General features: G+C 39.0%; 19 protein-coding genes and 2 pseudogenes. 15 read left to right on the top strand and 6 right to left on the bottom strand.

The genetic code is table 11. The features are described 5' to 3' along the window. Positions 1-127: 127 nt before the first annotated feature. A complete protein-coding gene (locus CDC33_RS09480; protein WP_109008270.1) occupies positions 128-1,075 on the bottom strand; it encodes an NAD-dependent epimerase/dehydratase family protein in 948 nt (315 codons plus the stop codon). 552 nt (positions 1,076-1,627) lie between these two features. On the opposite strand from CDC33_RS09480, the gene purD reads away from it, so the two are divergent. After that, positions 1,628-2,905, top strand: a complete 1,278-nt coding sequence (purD, locus tag CDC33_RS09475) for a phosphoribosylamine--glycine ligase (RefSeq protein WP_109008269.1) — start codon at positions 1,628-1,630, stop codon at positions 2,903-2,905. A 298-nt stretch (positions 2,906-3,203) separates the two neighbouring features. Continuing rightward, positions 3,204-5,150 (top strand): two-component system sensor histidine kinase NblS, encoded by a 1,947-nt coding sequence (nblS, locus tag CDC33_RS09470; protein ID WP_109008268.1) that lies wholly within the window; start codon positions 3,204-3,206, stop codon positions 5,148-5,150. Here the strand turns inward: nblS and CDC33_RS38530 are convergent. Further along, complete coding sequence (locus tag CDC33_RS38530; protein WP_181373951.1) at positions 5,137-5,301, bottom strand: hypothetical protein; 165 nt, start codon at positions 5,299-5,301, stop codon at positions 5,137-5,139. The genes nblS and CDC33_RS38530 overlap by 14 nt on opposite strands. Before the next feature lie 3 nt (positions 5,302-5,304). After that, positions 5,305-5,676: a zinc ribbon domain-containing protein gene (locus tag CDC33_RS09465; protein WP_109008267.1), complete on the bottom strand. Its 372-nt coding sequence runs from the start codon at positions 5,674-5,676 to the stop codon at positions 5,305-5,307. 150 nt (positions 5,677-5,826) lie between these two features. Here CDC33_RS09465 and CDC33_RS09460 point away from each other — a divergent pair, with 150 nt between their 5' ends. Both CDC33_RS09460 and CDC33_RS09455 read left to right on the top strand, forming a co-directional pair. Further along, a complete protein-coding gene (locus CDC33_RS09460; protein ID WP_244919187.1) occupies positions 5,827-7,305 on the top strand; it encodes an AAA family ATPase in 1,479 nt (492 codons plus the stop codon). Between the two features lie 9 nt (positions 7,306-7,314). After that, complete coding sequence (locus tag CDC33_RS09455; protein WP_109008266.1) at positions 7,315-8,058, top strand: ParB N-terminal domain-containing protein; 744 nt, start codon at positions 7,315-7,317, stop codon at positions 8,056-8,058. Positions 8,059-8,091: 33 nt separating this feature from the next. Here CDC33_RS09455 and CDC33_RS09450 read toward each other — a convergent pair whose 3' ends face one another. Next, entirely contained in the window at positions 8,092-9,039 is a 948-nt protein-coding gene (locus tag CDC33_RS09450; protein WP_109008265.1) for a glycosyltransferase family 2 protein, read from the bottom strand. A gap of 249 nt (positions 9,040-9,288) precedes the next feature. Here CDC33_RS09450 and CDC33_RS09445 point away from each other — a divergent pair, with 249 nt between their 5' ends. Continuing rightward, complete coding sequence (locus CDC33_RS09445; protein ID WP_109008264.1) at positions 9,289-9,711, top strand: ester cyclase; 423 nt, start codon at positions 9,289-9,291, stop codon at positions 9,709-9,711. A gap of 66 nt (positions 9,712-9,777) precedes the next feature. Here the strand turns inward: CDC33_RS09445 and CDC33_RS09440 are convergent, their stop codons facing one another. Next, on the bottom strand, positions 9,778-10,227 hold the full coding sequence (locus tag CDC33_RS09440) for a hypothetical protein (protein ID WP_109008263.1): 450 nt from the start codon (positions 10,225-10,227) through the stop codon (positions 9,778-9,780). Positions 10,228-10,590: 363 nt separating this feature from the next. Here CDC33_RS09440 and CDC33_RS09435 point away from each other — a divergent pair, with 363 nt between their 5' ends. The 9 genes and pseudogenes from CDC33_RS09435 (at position 10,591) to CDC33_RS09395 (ending at position 19,670) form a co-directional block, all read left to right on the top strand. Next, positions 10,591-11,022 (top strand): SDR family NAD(P)-dependent oxidoreductase, encoded by a 432-nt coding sequence (locus tag CDC33_RS09435; RefSeq protein ID WP_244919186.1) that lies wholly within the window; start codon positions 10,591-10,593, stop codon positions 11,020-11,022. Positions 11,023-11,148: 126 nt separating this feature from the next. After that, positions 11,149-12,372 (top strand): annotated as a pseudogene (locus CDC33_RS09430) (ISAzo13 family transposase). A gap of 678 nt (positions 12,373-13,050) precedes the next feature. Further along, positions 13,051-13,455, top strand: a complete 405-nt coding sequence (locus CDC33_RS09425) for a hypothetical protein (RefSeq protein WP_109008262.1) — start codon at positions 13,051-13,053, stop codon at positions 13,453-13,455. A 56-nt stretch (positions 13,456-13,511) separates the two neighbouring features. Continuing rightward, positions 13,512-15,009, top strand: a pseudogene (gene tnpC, locus CDC33_RS09420) (IS66 family transposase). A gap of 23 nt (positions 15,010-15,032) precedes the next feature. After that, positions 15,033-15,575: a hypothetical protein gene (locus CDC33_RS09415; RefSeq protein WP_109008261.1), complete on the top strand. Its 543-nt coding sequence runs from the start codon at positions 15,033-15,035 to the stop codon at positions 15,573-15,575. A gap of 5 nt (positions 15,576-15,580) precedes the next feature. Then, a complete protein-coding gene (locus CDC33_RS09410) occupies positions 15,581-17,446 on the top strand; it encodes a hypothetical protein (RefSeq protein WP_109008260.1) in 1,866 nt (621 codons plus the stop codon). Then, complete coding sequence (locus CDC33_RS09405; RefSeq protein WP_109008259.1) at positions 17,446-17,910, top strand: hypothetical protein; 465 nt, start codon at positions 17,446-17,448, stop codon at positions 17,908-17,910. The genes CDC33_RS09410 and CDC33_RS09405 overlap by 1 nt, the downstream gene beginning before the upstream one ends. A gap of 1 nt (position 17,911) precedes the next feature. Continuing rightward, complete coding sequence (locus CDC33_RS09400) at positions 17,912-19,480, top strand: hypothetical protein (RefSeq protein ID WP_109008258.1); 1,569 nt, start codon at positions 17,912-17,914, stop codon at positions 19,478-19,480. Continuing rightward, a complete protein-coding gene (locus CDC33_RS09395) occupies positions 19,458-19,670 on the top strand; it encodes a hypothetical protein (RefSeq protein ID WP_109008257.1) in 213 nt (70 codons plus the stop codon). Before CDC33_RS09400 ends, CDC33_RS09395 begins: the two co-directional genes overlap by 23 nt. A gap of 222 nt (positions 19,671-19,892) precedes the next feature. Here the strand turns inward: CDC33_RS09395 and CDC33_RS37735 are convergent, their stop codons facing one another. After that, a complete protein-coding gene (locus CDC33_RS37735; RefSeq protein WP_146195793.1) occupies positions 19,893-20,072 on the bottom strand; it encodes a hypothetical protein in 180 nt (59 codons plus the stop codon). Positions 20,073-20,143: 71 nt separating this feature from the next. Between CDC33_RS37735 and CDC33_RS39780 the strand changes: the two genes are divergently transcribed. Further along, positions 20,144-20,287, top strand: coding sequence for a hypothetical protein (locus tag CDC33_RS39780; RefSeq protein ID WP_219930009.1), 144 nt, complete (start codon positions 20,144-20,146; stop codon positions 20,285-20,287). The last annotated feature ends 5 nt before the right edge of the window (positions 20,288-20,292 follow it).

Genomic DNA, 20,292 nt, shown 5'->3' with positions numbered 1-20,292 from the left:
GCATATTTAATTTTTAGAGATGTCTAAGCTGTTGCGCTTTTAATTTGCACTAATATTTTTTTAATATGATTGTGGGGTGGGCATCTTGCCCGCCCTAATTGTGCAAGTTGTATACGTAACAGCTTACTTAATACAAAGATTTCACCCACTCCCATTCCTGTATCAAACCCTCTCTCAAGGAGACTTGCGGCTGATATCCGAGAATTTTCTTGGCTTTAGATACATCAGCAGCCGTGTGGCGGGCGTCTCCCATCGCTTTTTCTATGTGGTTTCTTTTAATTGATTTCCCAACAATTTCTTCAATCGTATCTAAGACTTCTGCTAAAATCACCCTGCTACCGCCACCGATATTAAAGATTTCTCCCACTGCTTCAGGTGTGGAAGCGGCGGCTAAATTGGCGGCGATGATATCACTAACAAACGTAAACTCCCGCGTTTGCTGGCCATCGCCGTAAATAGGAATCGCCTCATCCTGCAAAATCGATTTAAAGAACTTATGAAATGCCATATCTGGGCGCTGTTTGGGGCCATATACTGTAAAATAGCGCAATGACACACAGGGTACGCCAAAGTTTTTGTGATATAGTTCACATAGAAACTCCGCAGCTAGTTTCGTAATCCCGTAAGGAGAAACTGGTTTAGGACAAATTCTTTCATGGGTAGGTAATGTTTCTGCATCACCATATATACTAGATGAAGAGGCAAACACTAACCTTTTCAGGTGTTTAGCATCCTTAGCTGCTTCTAGCAAAACTTGTGTAGCGTTAATATTTCGTTCTGTATAACCTCGAAAAGCTTTACCCCAACTTGCTCTAACACCTGCTTGCGCCGCTTGATGGTAAACTATATCTACATCTTTTAGGAGTTTCTGCCAATCTAAAAACTGCATATCTCCTTCAATTAATGTAAAGCCAGGTGACTGATGTAAGTGTGCAATATTTTTACGCTTTAACATCGGATCGTAGTAATCATTAAATTCATCAATCCCGATCACTTCTTCTCCTTGTTGCAGTAATGTTTCTACAAAATGAGAGCCAATAAAGCCAGCAGCTCCAGTAACAATAATTTTAGCCATGTTGCCTATTTTTGAATATTTTAATTGTTTTCTATATTCACAGATTCATAATTGTAATCAATAATCGTCATCACTTGAAAATGATTTTTTCACTCAATTATTGAAATGGTTAAAAAACTATCATAAATACTTAAATATTGTACTTATATTGGAAAAGTTTCAATACACTTATTTAAGTATTGCAATTGATAAAAAGTTATAATGATACTAATTAACTAAGTTAAATTTTAAGAAGAAATGCAGTAAAAATTCAATATAGTGGTTCTCAGTTGAGTATGTACAGAACCCCATTCCTAATTTAATATTAAATCTCGCACTACGTTTCTATCCCGCCTCGGAATGAATTCCGAGTCTCATAGCTGAACTTTAGTTCTGGGCGGGATGTCGCTGAGTATGACAGCTTAACTCGCTATAGCTATATTTCTTGCTGCCCCTGCTTGTGAGCCTTTTTATTTATGAGGGGGCTTGCATAAGTGTGAAAATTAATGAAAAATTGATCCGCGAGAGCCAAATAGGGCATTCTCGTTTCGCAAGGAACGCACGAGGAAAGCAGTGAAAGTTTTAGTTGTAGGTAATGGAGGGCGCGAACATGCTCTGGCATGGAAACTGTTGCAATCTAAGCAAATTGAGCAAGTTGTCTGTGTACCAGGGAATGGAGGCACAGCAAGTCTGGAACGTTGCCATAACTTGCCCTTAACAGTAGATGATTTTGAGGGCATGAGCCGATATGCTTTAGAAAATGGTATCACTCTGGTGATAGTTGGGCCAGAAGTGCCTTTGGCAAAGGGAATCACAGATTACCTCCAAGGCAAAGGATTGATGGTATTTGGGCCAGTCAGAGCGGGAGCGCAAATTGAGGCGAGTAAAGCTTGGGCAAAAGCTCTGATGCAAGAAGCAGGGATTCCGACAGCACGGGCTGCGGTATTTACGCAAGCAGCAGCAGCAAAATCTTATGTTAAATCTCAGGGAGCGCCAATTGTCGTTAAAGCTGATGGCTTGGCGGCTGGTAAGGGCGTAATGGTAGCTGAAACAGTTGCACAGGCAGAAAGTGCCGTTGAGGCGATTTTTCAAGGACAATTTGGTAGTGCTGGTGAATTTGTTGTCATTGAAGAATGTTTAGTTGGGCAAGAGGTATCAATTTTAGCGTTAACAGATGGGTTAACGATTCGACCCTTGCTGCCAGCTCAAGACCATAAGCGAATTGGTGAGGGTGATACGGGAGACAATACTGGTGGCATGGGAGCATACAGCCCAGCACCTATCGCTACGCCAGAGTTGATGGCCCGCATTCAAACAGAAGTATTAGAAAGAGCGATCGCCACCTTACGAGCTAAAGACATTGATTACCGAGGTGTACTGTATGCTGGGTTAATGATTGCACCCGATGGCGACTTGAAGGTTTTAGAATTTAACTGTCGCTTTGGCGATCCTGAAACCCAGGTGATTTTGCCACTGTTAGAAACGCCCCTAGAAGAGTTGCTTCTAGCCTGTGTACAACAGCGATTAAGTGAATTGCCACCCATTGCTTGGAAAAAGGGAGCATCTGCAACTGTAGTTGCAGCTTCAGGTGGTTATCCAGGAGAATATAAGAAAGGGCAGGTTATTACTGGCATTAGTGAGGCAGAGGCAACCGGAGCAACAGTATTTCATGCAGGTACGAAATTGAACCAACACCAAGAAGTCGTGACAGATGGGGGTCGAGTATTAAATGTGACTGGAATCGGAGAAAATTTTGAGCAAGCGATCGCTCAAGCATACGCAGGTATCAAATATATTCAGTTTGAAGGGATATATTACCGAAAAGATATTGGGCATAAAGTTAGGAGTTAGGAGTACTCCCCCTGCCCCATACTCTATTTCGACTCTTATGAAGTATCTTTCACAGCAAAGCCTGAAAATCTCTCTTTTCTATAGGACTTACGCAAAAATTGCTAAAAAGCTTAATTTCTCGAACCGCCAAGACGCCAAGAGCGCCGAGAATTCGTAGAGTGTGCGTAAGTCCTATTCTAGTCCAGAATGCCCAATACCCAATGCCCAATGCCCCATTTCCTAACATGTTTGTCAAATTAACTGTTAATTTTTTAGTTGTTGGGCTTTATAACAAAGAGTATTAACAACTTTATTTAAGATGCTAAGTCTGTTTAAAACAATTCGACATGCGATCGCTACTTGGTGGTCTGAGTTCACACTCCAGACCAAATTATTGGCTGTAGTCACAATGGTAGTTTCATTAGTGATGAGTGGGCTGACCTTCTGGGCTGTGAATACAATTCAGCAGGATGCGCGGATGAATGACACCCGCTTTGGCCGTGACTTAGGGCTGCTGCTTGCTGCCAACGTTGCTCCTCTAGTCGCTGACAATAATCTGACTGAGGTTGCCCAATTTTCTCAACGCTTCTACAGCAGCACCTCTAGTGTGCGTTATATGCTTTACGCCGACGAAGACGGGGAAATCTTTTTTGGCATTCCTTTTTGGGACGCGGAGGTAGAAAACTCTCTTACCATTAAACGGCGAATCCAACTGCCAGAAGATTACCCTGGTGATGGGGAAAAGCCGATGGTGCGGCAACATGCAACCCCAGATGGAATAGTCACCGATGTATTTATTCCCCTAATTGTCAATAAAAGATACTTAGGTGTATTAGCGATCGGTATCAACCCCAATCAGACTGCTGTCATCTCCACCAATTTTACCCGCGATGTCACCATTGCCGTGTTTATTACCATTTGGGTAATGGTGATTTTGGCAGGAGTGATAAACGCCTTGACCATCACTAAGCCCATTAAAGAACTGCTGGTGGGAGTGAAGCAAATTGCTACCGGGAATTTCAAGCAGCGCATTGATTTACCTTTAGGCGGCGAACTGGGGGAGTTAATTTTAAGCTTTAATGAGATGGCAGAGCGATTAGAGCGCTATGAAGAACAGAATATTGAGGAACTGACCGCAGAAAAAGCCAAGCTACAAACCCTAGTTTCAACGATCGCAGATGGTGCTGTGTTGATTGATAACAACATGCAAGTGATTTTAGCTAACCCCACAGCAGAGCGAATTTTTGGCTGGGAAAACGCTAATGTGGTAGGTGACAACGTGTTACATCACTTGCCCCCAGCAGTACAAATGGAAATCGCTGACCCTTTGTACGAAATGGCAGCAGGCGAATGCGAAAGCGCCGAATTCCGAATTTTTCTTAACCAACCCACCCAAAGGACAATCCGTATTCTCTTGACTACAGTGCTTAATGTGCAAAGGGAAAGCATCAAAGGCATTGCCATTACCATCCAAGATATAACCCGTGAGGTGGAATTAAACGAAGCAAAAAGCCAATTTATCAGCAACGTTTCTCACGAACTGCGAACGCCTTTATTCAACATTAAAACCCATATTGAAACTCTCCACGAATACGGCGAGAACTTGGATTTACAGATACGGCAAGAGTATCTACAAACAGTAAATCATGAAACCGATCGCCTGACCCGCTTAGTTAACGATGTTTTAGATTTATCAAAACTCCAATCTGGTCACAACTACAGCTTCGATGGCGTAGATTTAACCCAAGCGATCGAGCAAACATTGCGTACTTACCAACTGAATGCTAAAGATAAAGGTGTTGAACTCATTCAAGAAGTTGATTCTAATTTGCCCCTGGTAATGGGTAATTATGATCTGTTAGTACAAGTGTTTGGCAACCTGATTGGTAATTCTCTTAAATTCACAAAAGCCGGTGGTAAAGTGGCAATCCGCGCTTACCAACTAGATTTTAAACCCAGTCCAACCCAATCTTCTCCAGTGCGGATTGAAATTTCCGATACTGGAATTGGCATCGCCACAGAAGATCAACGCTCAATTTTTGAACGCTTCTTTCGCGTAGAAAACCGAGTTCACACCCTAGAAGGCACGGGTTTAGGTTTATCGATTGTTAGAAATATCATTGACAGACATCGTAGCAAAGTCCATCTAGTGAGTGAAGTCGGGATTGGCACGACTTTTTGGTTCGATTTAGCCGCCTTTGACGAAAAAGCGCCAACCATATTGATTGAACCTATTGCTGAAGCATCCAAAATCACAACAGTTTGATTGAAGTTAGGAAGTGGGGAATGGGGGAGATGAGGGAGATGAGGGGGATGAGGGAGATGAAGGCATTGGGCATTGAGCATTTGGCAATAATTAATAGTTCTTCTTCCCCTGCTGCCTCATCTTCCCCTACTCCCCACTCCCCACTTAACACAAATCAAGACCTTAATATAACGAACAACAAACAGACCAATAATAAACCCAAAAGTAACAGCAAAGCCTGATTGCGTTTTACCCAACTTTTTACAGTTATTGCAAAACTATTAGTGTAACGCTGCTGTTCCAACTCTAACTTTGTCTCTTCAATATTTTGGTAGAGGGTACAGTCTTTGGCGTAGGGACGCTGAGGAAAATTGCAAGTATCATCAGCGTGATAAGTGCAGGTGTCGCACAGATACCCGTCCCCAATGGCACGGTGCAATGGAATACCGGGATGACCGTAAGCTTTGAGTGTCGTCCGGCAATAGGGACAACTGATAGCTTGATTATCAACGAGTTGATGGCAGTGGGGACAAGATACAGTAGCCAAAACCTTTAGCGCAAATAGGTTAAGTAAACTCTTCGATTCTAGCCATTCTTGGATTTTACTAGCAATAGAGGCAAAAATTCTTACAACGTATAAATTAGCGGATAGAATTGTAAAGTTGGATGCCTCTCGGTGTTAGTATGATTGCTGACTATGGCTGACTATGGCTCGATACTGCAAAACATTTTTCAAGCGATCGCTCCAAATAGTAATGAATCCGATGTAGAGCAAAAGGTAGTAGTTCCCCTCTTAGGTATCCTTGGTTACAGCAATGCCGATTGGCAGTCTCAAGTGGTAGTTCTACAATCTAAGCTTGACTTCTTAGTGGGTCAACCAGACTCCGCTTTAATAAAACCAGCATATTTAATTATTGAAGTTAAAGCGCCCAGCAAAAACATTGCCCACAGCGTTTGGCAAATTAATAATTACATGCGCCACACTGGGTCTGTTATCGGGCTGTTAACCAATGGCTATGACTTTCGTATACTTTATAACTATGATAAAAAAATTACAACTATTGTAGAGTATTCCCAAGCCACACTTATTCTTAGATATAGGTCATTTTACAAAATTTTATCCAAAAAAACTTATTTAAACTTTACTTCTACTTTGTATAAAAACCAACAAAATATTCGGTTACAGTTTCTAAATTTAATCTTAAAAGAGGTGCAACAAGAAGATATGTTGAACTTATTCAACAAACGTAAGACTTCTCCCATTCAAACCCAGCAAACCAGTGAAGAAAAAAAATTAGTTTCTGAAACTAAAGAAGAACGCAAATCGATGATTATTACTGTATTTAATAACAAAGGTGGCGTAGGTAAGACTACAACAACTATCAATCTTGCGGCCGCTCTCAACAAGCTAGGTAAACGAGTCCTTCTGATTGATATTGACGCTCAAGCTAATCTGACAATGGGACTGGGAATAGATCCTTTTGATGATGTTGAACAGCTAGGTAAGAAAGATATAATCAATCTCATTACCGATCCAAGAACCAGCTTAGAAGAAACTATTATTCATAAAAACTGGGATGATGTAGAACTAGATATTGTCCCCTCTCACATTCGTTTAAGTGAGCAAGAACTCACCTTGAATACTACACCAGATATTGATAGAGTATTGGCCAAAAAGCTGAAGAAGTACCATAATCAATATGATTATATATTGATTGATCCGCCACCAGCATTTAGTAGAGTTAATGATATTTCACTCATGGCATCTTCAGGAATTTTAATTCCTACACATCTTGCGGCTTATCCTATTCGAGCATTAGAGTATGTTATTAATCGCGCTATTGGAGTCCATCAATATAGAGATGAACCATTACCAATTCTAGGTATTGCAGTTAGTATGTATAACAGGTCAGCAAATAAGATTGCTCTAGCTATGAGTGATAAAATTTTTGATATTCTCTCAAAGCGTCCTGAAAGTAAAAATGTAGAATTATTTCCTCAAAATACATGGATTCCAAACCTCAGTATAGTTGCAACTACACCTAATAAAGGTTATCCTCTTTGCTTTGCAGAGTTTGATCGTGAATTAAGCTCTAAAGATAAAGAAGCTGCCCAAGATGCTTTTAACTGTTACATAAATTTAGCCAAACACTTAATTTATACTACAAATAAATAAGAGGTAAAAATGCAAGAAACAGAACGTCATAATCGCATTGTTGAATATTTACGTATCAAGTCAATCTCCCACGGACAAGTTTACACTTTTCAAATTGCTGTACCAGAGTCTGAAACTGTAGAAGTTCCTTTTGAAAAACGCGAATACTTAAGGAACAGCCTTACTCAACAAGGTACTAATTTAATTCCTCTGATTGTGCGCCGTACTGAGGCATACAGTGAAGAAAAAGAGTACGAAGTTATTTATGGTGCTGATTGGTGTCTAGTTGCTAAAGAACTTGACATTGAGAAACTGTGGGTTTGGGTATTTGATATGACCGATGAACAAGCTGCTGCTGCTAAAGAAGAAATGCAGCAATTGCTGGGTTTTTCAGATTCCTCGGATTCTATCGCTGTAGTATTACCATCAGTTTCTGAAGAGACAGAATCAACTAAAAAAATACTTAAGCAGCTTAATAAATTATTTCTTGAAGTAGAAACACTTAACAAAAAGGTTGAGCAACTTACTACATCGGTTAAAAAATTGGAGGAGAGTCCAAATAAGCAAACAAATATTGACATTCAGTTAGTTCAGCAATTTACAGAAGCTGTTAAAAAGATTATTGAAGAAGTTCCAAGCAAGCCATCGTATAGCATGAAAAAAGATCAACTACAAGAAATTGCAAGAAAACAAGGGATTAAAATAACAACACGAATGACAAAGACTGATATTCTCAATGCTCTTGAAAAAGCTGATAAAAGTCATGGAGACTAACTACTAACTGGGTCATATTATGATTACCATAGGCTAACCCCGCACCTGTCGCAATGCATTAAACGCCTTACCCCGCAACCCAACTGGTAACAACGATAACCCTAAACCAGTCCAAGCTTTAGCAGTTGAAAAAGACTGTCCCGCTAAAACTAGCTCTCTGCCTTTTTGCGTTTCCCCCTTTTCAATTAAACGCAAACCTAATAATAATTGCGTTTCAGTTAAACGATTTTTCCTGATTGTCTCTATCTTTTCAGACTCAAATTTATAACTTTCTAAATACCGGATTTTATCATATAAATAAGGAATGGCTCTGTTGATACCTTGCTGCTCTGCATGGTAGCGATATTCCATTAATAATTCTGGTAAATAATAGCCTTTTTTCCCAGCCAAAGCTAGACGTACAAACAAATCATTATCCTCACAATTTTGCAAATTGGGCTGCATATATCCTAATTCTTGCAATGTTTTACGGCGAAATAATGTCGCCCCAACTTGAAAACTTTGTTGAATAAATACTACTTCCAACAAATTATCTACAATACCTGCTGATAAATTATTTCTACCCCAGCGATGAGAATTTTCTTGAGTTTTTGCCTCATCCCGCACATTATCAATATCAATTATCCAATGGTCTGTACCAACAAAATCAATGCTAGAGTCTTGAGTAAGAATAGCTGCGGTACTTGCAAGAAAATCGGGTGTTAGCCGATCATCATCATCAAATTTAATAAAATATTCACCACTGGCTGCATCAAAGCCAGAGCGCATATTATTACTTTTACCAATATTTTGCAGATGACGGATATATTTAATCCGGTGATCTGTATACTGTGACATTAACTCAGGTGTGCGATCGCTAGAACCGTCATCACAAACAATTAGCTCAAAGTCTTGCTCAGACTGATTAAGTACGCTGTCAATGGCATAAGGAAGGAGATGAACACGATTAAAAGTAGGAACGCAAACAGTAATTTTAGGCATATATTATACTTTTTTAGAAAATATAGTAAATAAAAATTTTATATCAATTTTCACGAATGATTTAAGATCAGTATAGTTTGCCTGATGTTAACATTACCTATTGTTTGTTTGCATTGGTAAAACCAGTGCTGTGCTATCGTTTGTCCCAAAAATTCCTTGTACCCTTGGGTATTCGATTAAAACACTCAGCCGACAGTTAATCAACGATAAATAAATACTATTTTTAATTTAAGTAAAAAAGGAGTAGCAATGTCTGCCATTGAAGACAACAAAATAATTGCTCGACGGTGGATAGAACTCATTAGCGAGCATCGGATTGAAGATATCTGCGAGATGACTGCCCCAACTTGGAGGATGCACGGTGGTTTACCTGGGCTTCCTCCGGGGCCAGATGGGGTACGCAAACTTTTTGGTTCATTTGGGGCTATCCAGCAGAAATGGACAATTGAAGATGTAATTGCTGAAGGTGACAAAGTAGTGGTGCGTGCAACTAATACCTGCCTTCAGGAAACTTTCTTTGGAATACCTAGCTATGGCCGAGAACAAACGTTCACGGCTATCTTCATTCATTGGATTGTTGACGGGAAAATAATTGAAACCTGGCGTAACGCTGATGATCTTGGACGAGTTCTTCAGCTTGGAGCGCGGATTGAGCCAGGAACTTCTGGGTAATAACTTTAGAGGCTTGCCAAACAAATGGCGAGTCTCTTGAAAAACTGGTAGAAGTTCCTAATAAGTCTAGCTGTTAAACAACTTCTCTCTAGAAAATAATCTCAGCAACCCGGCAGTTCCAATACCCCAAGCACCATTAACCAATAAACCTGTCACTATTCCTGCAAGTTTCCAGCCTCCAGCGATGGGCTGACCCTTGAGTGGTGCGACCACAAACCAAGCCACTAAGGTCGGGACAATTGCACCAAATACTAATGCAGCTAACCAGTAGCTTTTATCATGCCGAAAACGAGGCGCGACGGCTACCCAAATCAGTCCCCAAATCCCTCCCCAGAATGCGCTTGACCAAATTTGTGGGATTCCTAATGGTTGTGTCGGTGCAGTTGCATAGGGGGCGCGAGGCGCGAAATTCACTGCATGTAGCAAGGCTAATACACCTTGGTGAAATAGCAAAACAGACACAAAGCCTGCAATAAATGCTAATGCAAATCGAGATAAGGCAACTTTTTGAGCCATTGCTTATACGAAAACCTCTAGAGCTTGCTTCTTGGAGTTGTCTATGATAGTTTGCTTACTAGTATCAATACAACAAATCTATCGAATTACCGTATTTTATTCAACATTATTGTTAATGTAGTTGAACGAGTCTGGAGTTAAGAATATCTAGGTACTCTACCAAATATATGACAAGTAGAAAAGCCAGTCTTACCGATTGAGAAATCGATGCCTTTGAATTTTTCAATTCATCTATTTGATCAATAAAGCATCTGCTGCGATCGCCTTGAACAAGTAGTCAGAATAGCACCTTACTAAAAGGCAGGGGGAGCAGAAAAGGAATAATTAATACCTAATACTATCAATTACTAAGGAGTTAGATAAATGACAGGTAAATTAGATGAAAAAGTAGCAATTATCACTGGGGCTTCAGCAGGAATTGGAGAAGCAACTGCGATCGCTTTGGCTTCAGTTGGAGCAACAGTAGTGCTGGCTGCTAGGCGTGGCGATCGCATTCAGGCATTGACACAACGTATTGAAGCTAGTGGTGGCAAGGCATTACCCATTGTTACTGATGTAACTGACGAAACCCAGGTAAATAATTTGGTGGCAAAGGCAAATGCAGAATTGGGAAGGGTTGATATTCTTGTGAATAATGCAGGGATTGCTTTACTAGGAACCATTGAAGCAGGAAATAGCTCAGATTGGCGGCGATCGTTTGACCTCAACGTACTAGGACTGCTATATGCTACTCATGCTGTTTTGCCTCTTTTCAAAGCACAAAAATCGGGGCATATAGGGACTTCCAGAAAATAAAATATACAGTTACTAAGAATGATAATCATTGTTAGGGGGGTGGGATAGGCTGCCGTTGGCAGCCTATCCCACCCCAATTTGTAGTAAATTCAATGATGATTCGATTTTGGGATGTTTCAGGTGTCAATACAATTAACCGATTCATTGAAAAACTTGTTGAAGGAAACTGCCGAGCAATTAAAGGGTTCGGCCAAGCGTAAATTTCTAGCACAAACAGTTGCAGCATTAGGACATGGAGGACAGTTGAAAGCAGAGCAAGAGTTAGGATGGAATCGTGTCACAATTAGTAAAGGAATTAAAGAATTAACTAGTGGTATTACTTGTGTAGATAATTATCGAGATCGAGGACGTTATAAAGCCGAATCACATCTACCAAATCTTTTATCAGATATCAAAAACTTGGTAGATGGTCAAAGTCAAATAGATCCAAGTTTTAAAAGTCAAAGGCTTTACACGCGCCTGAGTGCTGCGGAAGTCAGACATCAATTAATTGAGAAATTTGGTTATGCAGATGAAGACTTACCAACTTCAGAAACAATTCGTGTTAAGTTAAATGGTTTAGGATATCGCCTCAAACGGGTTGCCAAAATTCAACCTCAAAAAAAATTCCTGAAACTGACGCAATCTTTGAGCAATTAGCTATAGTTTATCAAGAAGCAATAGAAGATCCAAGTATTTTACGTTTAAGCTTGGATGCAAAAGCTCGTGTCAATATCGGGTCATTTGACCGTGGTGGTAGAAATCGAGCGCCGACAAAAACTGATGACCATGACTTCCACCCTAAAACAAGCGTGACTCCTTATGGCATATTTCTTCCAGGTCTTGACGAGTTATTTTTATATTTTACAGAATCAAAAGTAACGAGTGATTTTATCGTTGATATTTTAGCAGATTTTTGGTCATCAGAAAGTTGGCGATTTCCCGAAATAAAAACTCTGCTTATTAATCAAGATAATGGAGGAGAAAATAGTTTTCGGCGTACACAATTCATGAAACGAATAGTTGAATTTTCTCAGAAATATCAACTGAATTTACGTTTAGCTTACTACCCTCCCTATCATAGTAAATATAATCCTATCGAACGGACTTGGGCTGTACTAGAAAATTATTGGAATGGGAGCATTTTAGATGAAGTAGAAGCTGCTTTAAATTTTGCTAAGAATATGACTTGGAATGGCAAACATCCTGTTGTTAAACTAGTCACTGAAACTTATGAGCTAGGCGTTAAGCTGAACATTTGAAGCTATGTCAAAAGTTGAGGAGCAAATTAAGCGTTTGACTGATTCAACCCATGAAACTTTCCCAGATTTAGGGAAATGGTTTATTGATATTCACTATGGAGCAACATAGGTTAAAAAAATAGTTATTAAAGTTTTCTTTAGCTATAATTAATAATCAAATAGCACTTTTCAGTCAAGCCAGGAAAGTGCAGATTTTCCATGTGTATAAGGTGAGGTCTTGGGTTGCCGTTGGCAACCCAAGACCTCCCCTCATTATAATGATTATCATTCTTACTAGTTGTATATTTTATTTCTTGGAAGTCCCAAACATTTCAGCAGTTTGTATGCCATCCGGTAGCGCTGGTAAACTATTCCACCAAGTACGAAGGGTAGTATCACCTATTTGGGGGCCAATATCAGTAAAAGTCAGTAGATCGAAAACTTTTGGAAGTTGACGAAACAATGAGGGTTTCAGCCGTCGGTTTTGGGACTAGCAATCATAGCCAGTTGCGATCGCTCTTAAGTCTGCCTAGAACAAAAGTTCTTGAAACGCTCCTTAGAAGCTGATTTCGGCTCCTGCTATTCCAAAGCCCAGATCAAGGACTGGTAACGCTTCTGGAAAACTTTTCGGTCTACTGAAAGTCAAATCATCAACAGCAGCCATGTTTTTACTTTTTATTAAAACGGGTACACCACATATCTAGCAATCTTTTCACGGCTTCGTCAAGTACTTTAAAAAGGTTCTTTGCAGCATTCTTCTAGTAGGTTAAGATGCTAGAAAAATGCTTTGTAATAGTGCATAACTACAATGAGTATAAATACTCTAATCGTTAAACAAAAACTATGCGTAACACTCGACACAAATTCGAGCAATAACGTTGTACCAGTTTTTGAATATATTCCCTACAGCAAGCCGGGATATAAATTAATTGATGAATACTTGGAAATCGAAAATTTAAAAGCAGTTGCCTGGATTTATTCATTGCCTCCGGTTCCATTTCCAGTTTTTGAATTAGAGGATACTGAATCAAAACAATTATTAGCAGCAATTAATTTAGAATGGCAATCTCCAAGAATTCAACTCGATATTATGGTGAACATTGATGATACTTTAAATTGGCAAAAAATAGCAGCTTATTCATTATTAAATAGCGACCCCTACCCATATAGAGAATATTCACTAGGAAGTCATACGCTAGGCAATAATTCGTAAGGATTCAGGTCAAGAGGTATTGACAAGTGTGACATCTGAGGGTGAATATCAGAATTATGGGAAAAGACCTGCCTCTAAAACTAGAGCGTGAAACCCTTCTCCAGTTAGCTCCGGAACAACTGGTGGACATGATTGTTGAGCAGGCGATCGCCATACAGAAACTGAACTCCAGAATTTTAGAACTAGAAGAAAAAGTAGAGAAACTCAAGGTCAGTAGAGATTTAGACAGCACAACATCATCAAAACCACCATCGGGAGACCTTCTCAAAAAAACCGAGAACAAGCTTGAAGAGCAATCACAACAGAACGAGGCTACAAAACGAAAACCAGGAGGGCAACCAGGGCATCCGGGAAAAACAAGAAAAGGGTTTGGGAGAGTCGATAGGTTTGAGACATTAAGACCGCAAGTGTGTAGTTGCTGTGGTAACAGAGAATTTCGTTGCGAACCAATAAAAATCGAAACACAGCCAGTAGCGCAGTTAGTGGAGAGGCCAATTGAAATAGTAGAATATCAAAGACATACATGCATTTGCAGCCAGTGTGGGTCAACACAAACAGCAGACTGGTCGCCAGAAATAGTACCGGGACAAGATATAGGAATCAGACTGCAAGCGTTTTTGGGATGGGCAAATAATTATGCACATATCCCTTATGAAAAACAGCAAGAAATGTTATGGGAATTGGGTCAAATTGAAATTGGGTTAGGAACTTTAGTCGCCACCAATGAACGAATTCAAACAGCGATTGAACCAAGTATTAATGAATTGAGCAGTTGGATAAAACAGACACAACCTAATATTCATGTGGATGAAACGCCTTGGTCAGTTAAAGGAATCAAAGAATGGTTGTGGGTAGTTGCCAATTCTGATTTCTGCCTGTTTACTGCGGCTGACACTCGTTCACGATCCGAATTAGAAACGATTTTAGGGGCTAAATATGTAGGGGTACTCAGCAGTGACGATTTTAGTGTTTACAATGGCTATCAAGTTGTTGCCCAGCAAAAATGTTTAGCACATCTACGTCGTCACTTCAAAAAACTAATTATACTTCCAGGTCTTCACAACCAAGCTATTGGTGAAGTGTTTGTTGATTTAATTGATGAAGCCTTTAGGAGCTATGCTCTTCGGGTTTAAGACTCTTGATTCAAGTAGTTATAACGATTGGGTCAATCAATTCAAAGCTAAGTTGCACTCCTCACTCAATCAGTGGATTGAGAAGGCAGGAGCAACGGCAGGCCAGCTTTTACGTTCTTTGCGCGATAAAGCAAATCAATGGTGGTATTTTCTTGACTACCCTGAAGTCCCTCCTGATAACAATCTTGCTGAACGAGAGTCCTTCGGACACGCTTCGCGAACGCTTCGTTTGGCTGTGACCAAACGTAAGGTTAGCGGTGGTTCCCGTTCAATGGAGCGGTTTCAACATACTGCCAATTTGTTGACTGTGGTGCAAACCTGCCGCCGTCAAGGTAGGTCTGTGATTGATTTTTTTGCACAAGCACTGCTGGCTAATTCCAATAATTCTCTGTCTCGCCCATCCCTGCTTCCTAAATATTAGACCTGAATCCTTACAATAATTCAATGATTGGGTTACAAATAAAAAATGTAGAGTATGGATTATTGCAAAATAATGACAAAGTTGTAGCTTATGCTAACGTGAGACGGCACATAATAATCGAAGAACCACCATTGCAACCAGTAATTATTAATTTAACAGGTGAATTACCACCAACACCAACACCAACACCAACACCACCACCAGACCCAATAGGAGATGATGAAATGCCTTTACAGATTAAAATTGCAAATTATACACTAACAAATAGAGATAGAATATTCGCAAAAATAGATAATGCAACTACTAATTTTACACTAACTTTACCACCTAATCCAGTAGAAGGTAACGAAGTAGAAATTATATGCAGCAAGAATAATAGCAGTAATAAAGTATATATCAATGCTGGCAATAATCCTATTTTTGGTAGCGTTCGATCGGCGCAAGTTGTTTCTGTAAATAATGAATATCGTGGCGGAAAGCTTTTGTACACGGAACAAGAGAAATGGATAATTTACCCCTCTTCAGATGCACGTTTTAGTGTAGTTGATCCAAATGCAGATTTTTAATTTAAATGTTATCTAATAAACCATTTGTACATAAATATCCTCGCAAAGGCAAAAAACCAAGTGAACCCTTTGCAGTTTATGAACCAGAAGAACCTCAAGAAAGTTTAGTAAGTATTGGTGGTAATTTTTTTGCTACTCCTGACACCCCAGCAGACCCGATGGATTGCGATAGATATCCTGATAGCCCGTGGTGTGGTGGTAATCCTATTGATTTAGAAAATCCTGTTTCGCTTGATATTGATATTGTTCAAGATGAATGTAATTTTGGCGTTCAATTTAGTGGGACACTTGGATTTATTAAGTTGCCTCCGCTTCAGGTTGTTTATCGTAATCCTAATTGCATTCCTCCTCCACCGCTACCATTAGGGGATTTTCCTGCTTTTTTACCGCCTAAAATTCCTGAAAATGCTTGTAATGCTAAAGGCGGCGGAATACCTCAAATAGTTGTTTTTCAAAGTGATTCTTTTTTTTATCGTCAAGGGTTTAATGATTTTTTTACTAAAGAGTATGTATTGTGGGAAGAGTATAGTAAAAAAATCAGGATAAAACAAGTTGAATTTTTTCCTAGTGGTGAGTACGCTTATCATATTAAATTTGAAATTAATATCAATTGGGAATACAACGAAGATTATGCGATTGATCGTAATTTACCTTTTCCTTCACCTTATCAGATTAATCAAGTAGTCACTTTTGGAATTAAGCGCTATGTATCGGGTTTTGTTCAGCCAATAGATGGCTCTCAAGCTATTTATATTGACCCTTTTGACTTGGGAGGTGTGCTAACTTATTCAACGATTTATTATGATTATTTTGCAACAGGTAAGGGTACTTATAGTGCAGATTGGTTTTCTCGCAATGGTGATTTTTTTCGCAATTATGAAGACAACGAAAGTCAATATGAAGGATACATAACCATTGAGAAAGTAGGCTCTCAATTTCATGTTTTTTGTGGTGATTATAAAGTTTTACCACCACCGCCAGCTAAACCTAAAAAGAAATGTTGTATGTCTTGCGATAATAATGATGCTTTACTGAAATTGATACTTAAAAGAATTGGTAATTTGCCTGCTAGTGTCCCTGATTATTTTACTAAACAAAACCCTAGCTATATCAGCATTGAATCACTAGCGGAATTAATGCTATGGCAGATGCAACAACTAGACGCTTTGATGGGTTCTTATCCTATCAAAATTGAAGTAGAAGATACCGACTTAACGAAGGAAGGAAACCAAACACAAAAACTTGAGTTACCTAATCAAGCTGAATTATTAGCTGAATTATTAGGCTTAGTGATTACACTGAAACGTGATACTCATGCAACTCTAGTAACAGCTATTAAAGCTATGGGTGAATCTGGTATGACAAAAAATTTAGCTACTCAAACACTAGACGTAACACTAGCTAATGCTGAGTTTTTAGGATACAAGCTAGAGCAAGTTAAGCGTAAAATTCCTAGTTTGTTTACTCCGGGTGGTGCTAATTTGGAGGAAACTTTAAAGGAGAAAGAAGTTGAAATAGTTTCTTATGAGAACACCGATAAAAAGGATTTACAAGATGATTTAAAGTTCTTAAAAACAATGGCTGCAAGGTGGAATGCTCAAAATTGGAGACAAGTTACAGGTGAGCCAGTTGAATCCTTGAAACAATCTTTATTTGGTAATCCTGACGCTATTAAGGATACACACAAAGAAAATGAGCAAGGTGATTTTAATGATTTTACAGAGCAAGCTGAAAGAGGATTTATAGAAATTTCTGGCATTACTGACACCGTAAATCCTTGGGGTAGACCTTACAAAGAGCGTCCTAAAATTAGAGAAATCGGAACAGAGAAAGGTAATTACACGAACGACGGAAAAGAGAGGATTGAATAATGGTTATTAGATTACCAGGCGTGAATTATATTCCAAAAGTTCAATTAGCGAGCATTAAAGTAAACGTTGATAATTCGTTAGTAGTTCTTCCAGCAGGAGTAAAATTATTAAGTGGGGGAGATGTCACAACAGCGCCTATTACTTTTGTAGGCGTAAATGTTGACTTAGTTATTACTGATATTGAGAAAGCTAAAGTATCGGCAATAATAGCAAGACTATTCGATCAAATTAATAAAATGGCGAATGGAAATCAGCCAGAAACACCCCCAAGAGATGAACCTATTTTGCAGGGAAGAGTAGGCGGTGATGCGATGACAGAAATAGAAATATCAGTAGATGAAAGCGAAAATATTCCGGTTTGTAGCGTCATATTAAAAATATCTTCTATGCGCTTTGACTTACTTGAATCAAAATTAGCTGAAATTTTCTCTTACATTACAAGCACAATATCAAGTGACCTTTAACATGGCAATAAAGCTTGATTTATCAACACTTACTTCTAGGGTGATAAGGTCTAACGTCGGCTCAAGAATTATCAAAGGAATAGAAGGAAAAATTGAAAAAAAGAATGATAACGGTGTTGTTAATTTCTTGGGATGGGCTTTAGGCGGATTAGCATCACTCGGTGGTTTTTTGCTTAATAAAATAGGAGGATTATTTACTTTTTCATGGACTGCTTTCTGGGGTTGGTTTGTAGCTGCAAAGCAATTCATTTGGAATTTTAACTGGAATGCTACAGATGAAGAACTTAACGCAAGTGTCACCGCTCAATGGAATGCCATAGGTGGGCAAATAGGTGGAACACTTGGGAATGCTTTCGGTTATCTCGCTTGCGGTATTTTACCGGGGATGGTTATTTCTGTTTTCAATGAACCTCTTGGTGCGGTAGTACTGGCGAAAGTAGGAGAAGAGGCACTAGAAGAATTGATGCAAAATCTAGGAGCTTTATTCAATACTGCCTTAAGGTTAGGTACTCAAATATTAATCACTGAAACTTATAAAAATGTTCGTAAGCTTATCAAAAGCAATAGTAATCTTATCGGTAAATTATTCGGTAAAAATGCAAAAAAAGCAGTCGAAGCTTGGGGTACGAAAAGCAGTAAGCCTTGGTCGTTTGCTAGTGCTAATGAAGAATTTTTAGACAACACTTTTGGTTCTGATGGCTTCTGGCGAAATTTAGTAGAGGAAGCACAAGAGGAAGCAGACGAGGCATGTATTGAAGCTGGGTATGTCGTAGCGAATGCAGTAGATACATATCTTTCAGCGCAGATGCTAGCAAAAGAAAAGACACCAGTTTTAGGGCATACAAGATATGTGGAAATAACGCCGAATAGAGAAAACCCTGAAGAAAGGATAGTACTCGGTGGAAGTGAAGAATTATTAAAACCTGTAATTATTCAAACTCTTGCAACTTATGAACAATTTAATGGTAGAGACTTGGGATTGATATATGGTACTCCTGCGGCTGAAATGCCGGAAAGGAAGTATAAACCAGAGGTAGTTTTAAAGTTTTATCAGAGACAAAATAAAGACCCGTTAAAAGGTGCAATAACAGAAAAATTAACAATGCAAATATCTTTTAGATTGATGAATAAATCTAAAGCTGATTTCGCAACTGATGATTACCTTAAATTATTGGCTACTAAAATTTATCAAAAATTTGCTACTCCACCATTTAAAATCCATAAAGCAAAGCAAACCTATATTTATTGTGACTTTGAAAAAGGATATCAATTTAAGCTAGATACAACGACTCAGGCAGAGGCGAGAAGAATTGTTGAGCAAGTTCTGGATATTCAATCACACAAAGTTGATGATAATCTATTGAAAATAGGTAGTAAGCCAGTGAAGCCCGTTAGTACTATTCCTGAAAAGATAACTATCAGAGGGAAAGTTGAGGAATTACCAGTTAGAAGGAAAGAGGGAATTGTAACTTTTACTAATGCTTACTTAAATGTCGGTGTAAATATTCCGCCAATTAACTTAGTAGACTTAACAGGAAAGAGACGAGATGTTGTATACAAAGGAGAATGAGGATAATGTCACAGTTTTCTTATCGATTGGAGAAACTATAGAGTATGAATCAGAAGAAGGAATATACAACGAAGGGCAAGTATTAGAAATTGATGAAACTTGCAACGCTGTTAAGGTGCTACCGTTATCAACAGAAAATCTAATTCTTATTCCAATCTGGATAAGTGGCGACGACGTAGTACCTTTCTAAAGAGGTATTACAAAATAAATTAATGCCTATTCGAGACAAAAATTAAGTTTTGTCACTTCAGCCGCCCAAGCCTTGCTATGTCAGGATACGGGGAAACAAGAAATTGAATCAGAAATCTATTCACAGATAAACCGCATATATACTTAATTATTGAGTTGTTAATTTTTGTCAAAATTCTGCAAAAAGGCGATCGCACCCAGACAACCACCTTTTTGAAACTTGTTAATGGCTATTGAATAAGCTAATCCCTAGTGAAAATGCACTAGTTAGGTTGTCTAGAAGTCGCTGTATTTCTCTGTCTACTGCCTGATTATCGTTGATTAATAGCTTTGGTTCGGGATGATTTTTCACCACATCAGCAAGACAGACATAATCAGGTAAAACCATATTGGAAGTAAGCATAATCTCGCTCTTGTTGGGGGATTTCACTATGTTTCTAGCTTTATTGAAAAATAGCTACAGCAATATTACTGATGCCATCCACAGACTGCTCCAGTTCGACAAACAGAATTGGAGCAGATAGCCTGGGCAAGAATAGCACCTGCTTTATTTCACTCATTGGATTATTGCGATCGCAGTTCTTGGGACGCGATCGCATTTTTCATGCAAGGCGATGACGATG

This window comes from Nostoc commune NIES-4072 (genome assembly GCF_003113895.1).
Classification (GTDB): domain Bacteria; phylum Cyanobacteriota; class Cyanobacteriia; order Cyanobacteriales; family Nostocaceae; genus Nostoc; species Nostoc commune.
Note: the sequence above shows the minus strand (reverse complement) of the source record. Positions and strands in the feature narration are given on the sequence as shown.

Coding starts and splice junctions, on each gene's coding strand:
- CDC33_RS09480 (WP_109008270.1), bottom strand. CDS start 1,075: ATGGCTAAAATTATTGTTACTGGAGCTGCTGGCTTTATTGGCTCTCAT.
- nblS (WP_109008268.1), top strand. CDS start 3,204: ATGCTAAGTCTGTTTAAAACAATTCGACATGCGATCGCTACTTGGTGG.
- CDC33_RS09460 (WP_244919187.1), top strand. CDS start 5,827: ATGGCTGACTATGGCTCGATACTGCAAAACATTTTTCAAGCGATCGCT.
- CDC33_RS09455 (WP_109008266.1), top strand. CDS start 7,315: ATGCAAGAAACAGAACGTCATAATCGCATTGTTGAATATTTACGTATC.
- CDC33_RS09450 (WP_109008265.1), bottom strand. CDS start 9,039: ATGCCTAAAATTACTGTTTGCGTTCCTACTTTTAATCGTGTTCATCTC.
- CDC33_RS09445 (WP_109008264.1), top strand. CDS start 9,289: ATGTCTGCCATTGAAGACAACAAAATAATTGCTCGACGGTGGATAGAA.
- CDC33_RS09440 (WP_109008263.1), bottom strand. CDS start 10,227: ATGGCTCAAAAAGTTGCCTTATCTCGATTTGCATTAGCATTTATTGCA.
- CDC33_RS09435 (WP_244919186.1), top strand. CDS start 10,591: ATGACAGGTAAATTAGATGAAAAAGTAGCAATTATCACTGGGGCTTCA.
- CDC33_RS09425 (WP_109008262.1), top strand. CDS start 13,051: ATGAGTATAAATACTCTAATCGTTAAACAAAAACTATGCGTAACACTC.
- CDC33_RS09415 (WP_109008261.1), top strand. CDS start 15,033: ATGATTGGGTTACAAATAAAAAATGTAGAGTATGGATTATTGCAAAAT.
- CDC33_RS09410 (WP_109008260.1), top strand. CDS start 15,581: ATGTTATCTAATAAACCATTTGTACATAAATATCCTCGCAAAGGCAAA.
- CDC33_RS09405 (WP_109008259.1), top strand. CDS start 17,446: ATGGTTATTAGATTACCAGGCGTGAATTATATTCCAAAAGTTCAATTA.
- CDC33_RS09400 (WP_109008258.1), top strand. CDS start 17,912: ATGGCAATAAAGCTTGATTTATCAACACTTACTTCTAGGGTGATAAGG.
- CDC33_RS09395 (WP_109008257.1), top strand. CDS start 19,458: ATGTTGTATACAAAGGAGAATGAGGATAATGTCACAGTTTTCTTATCG.
- CDC33_RS37735 (WP_146195793.1), bottom strand. CDS start 20,072: ATGCTTACTTCCAATATGGTTTTACCTGATTATGTCTGTCTTGCTGAT.
- CDC33_RS39780 (WP_219930009.1), top strand. CDS start 20,144: ATGCCATCCACAGACTGCTCCAGTTCGACAAACAGAATTGGAGCAGAT.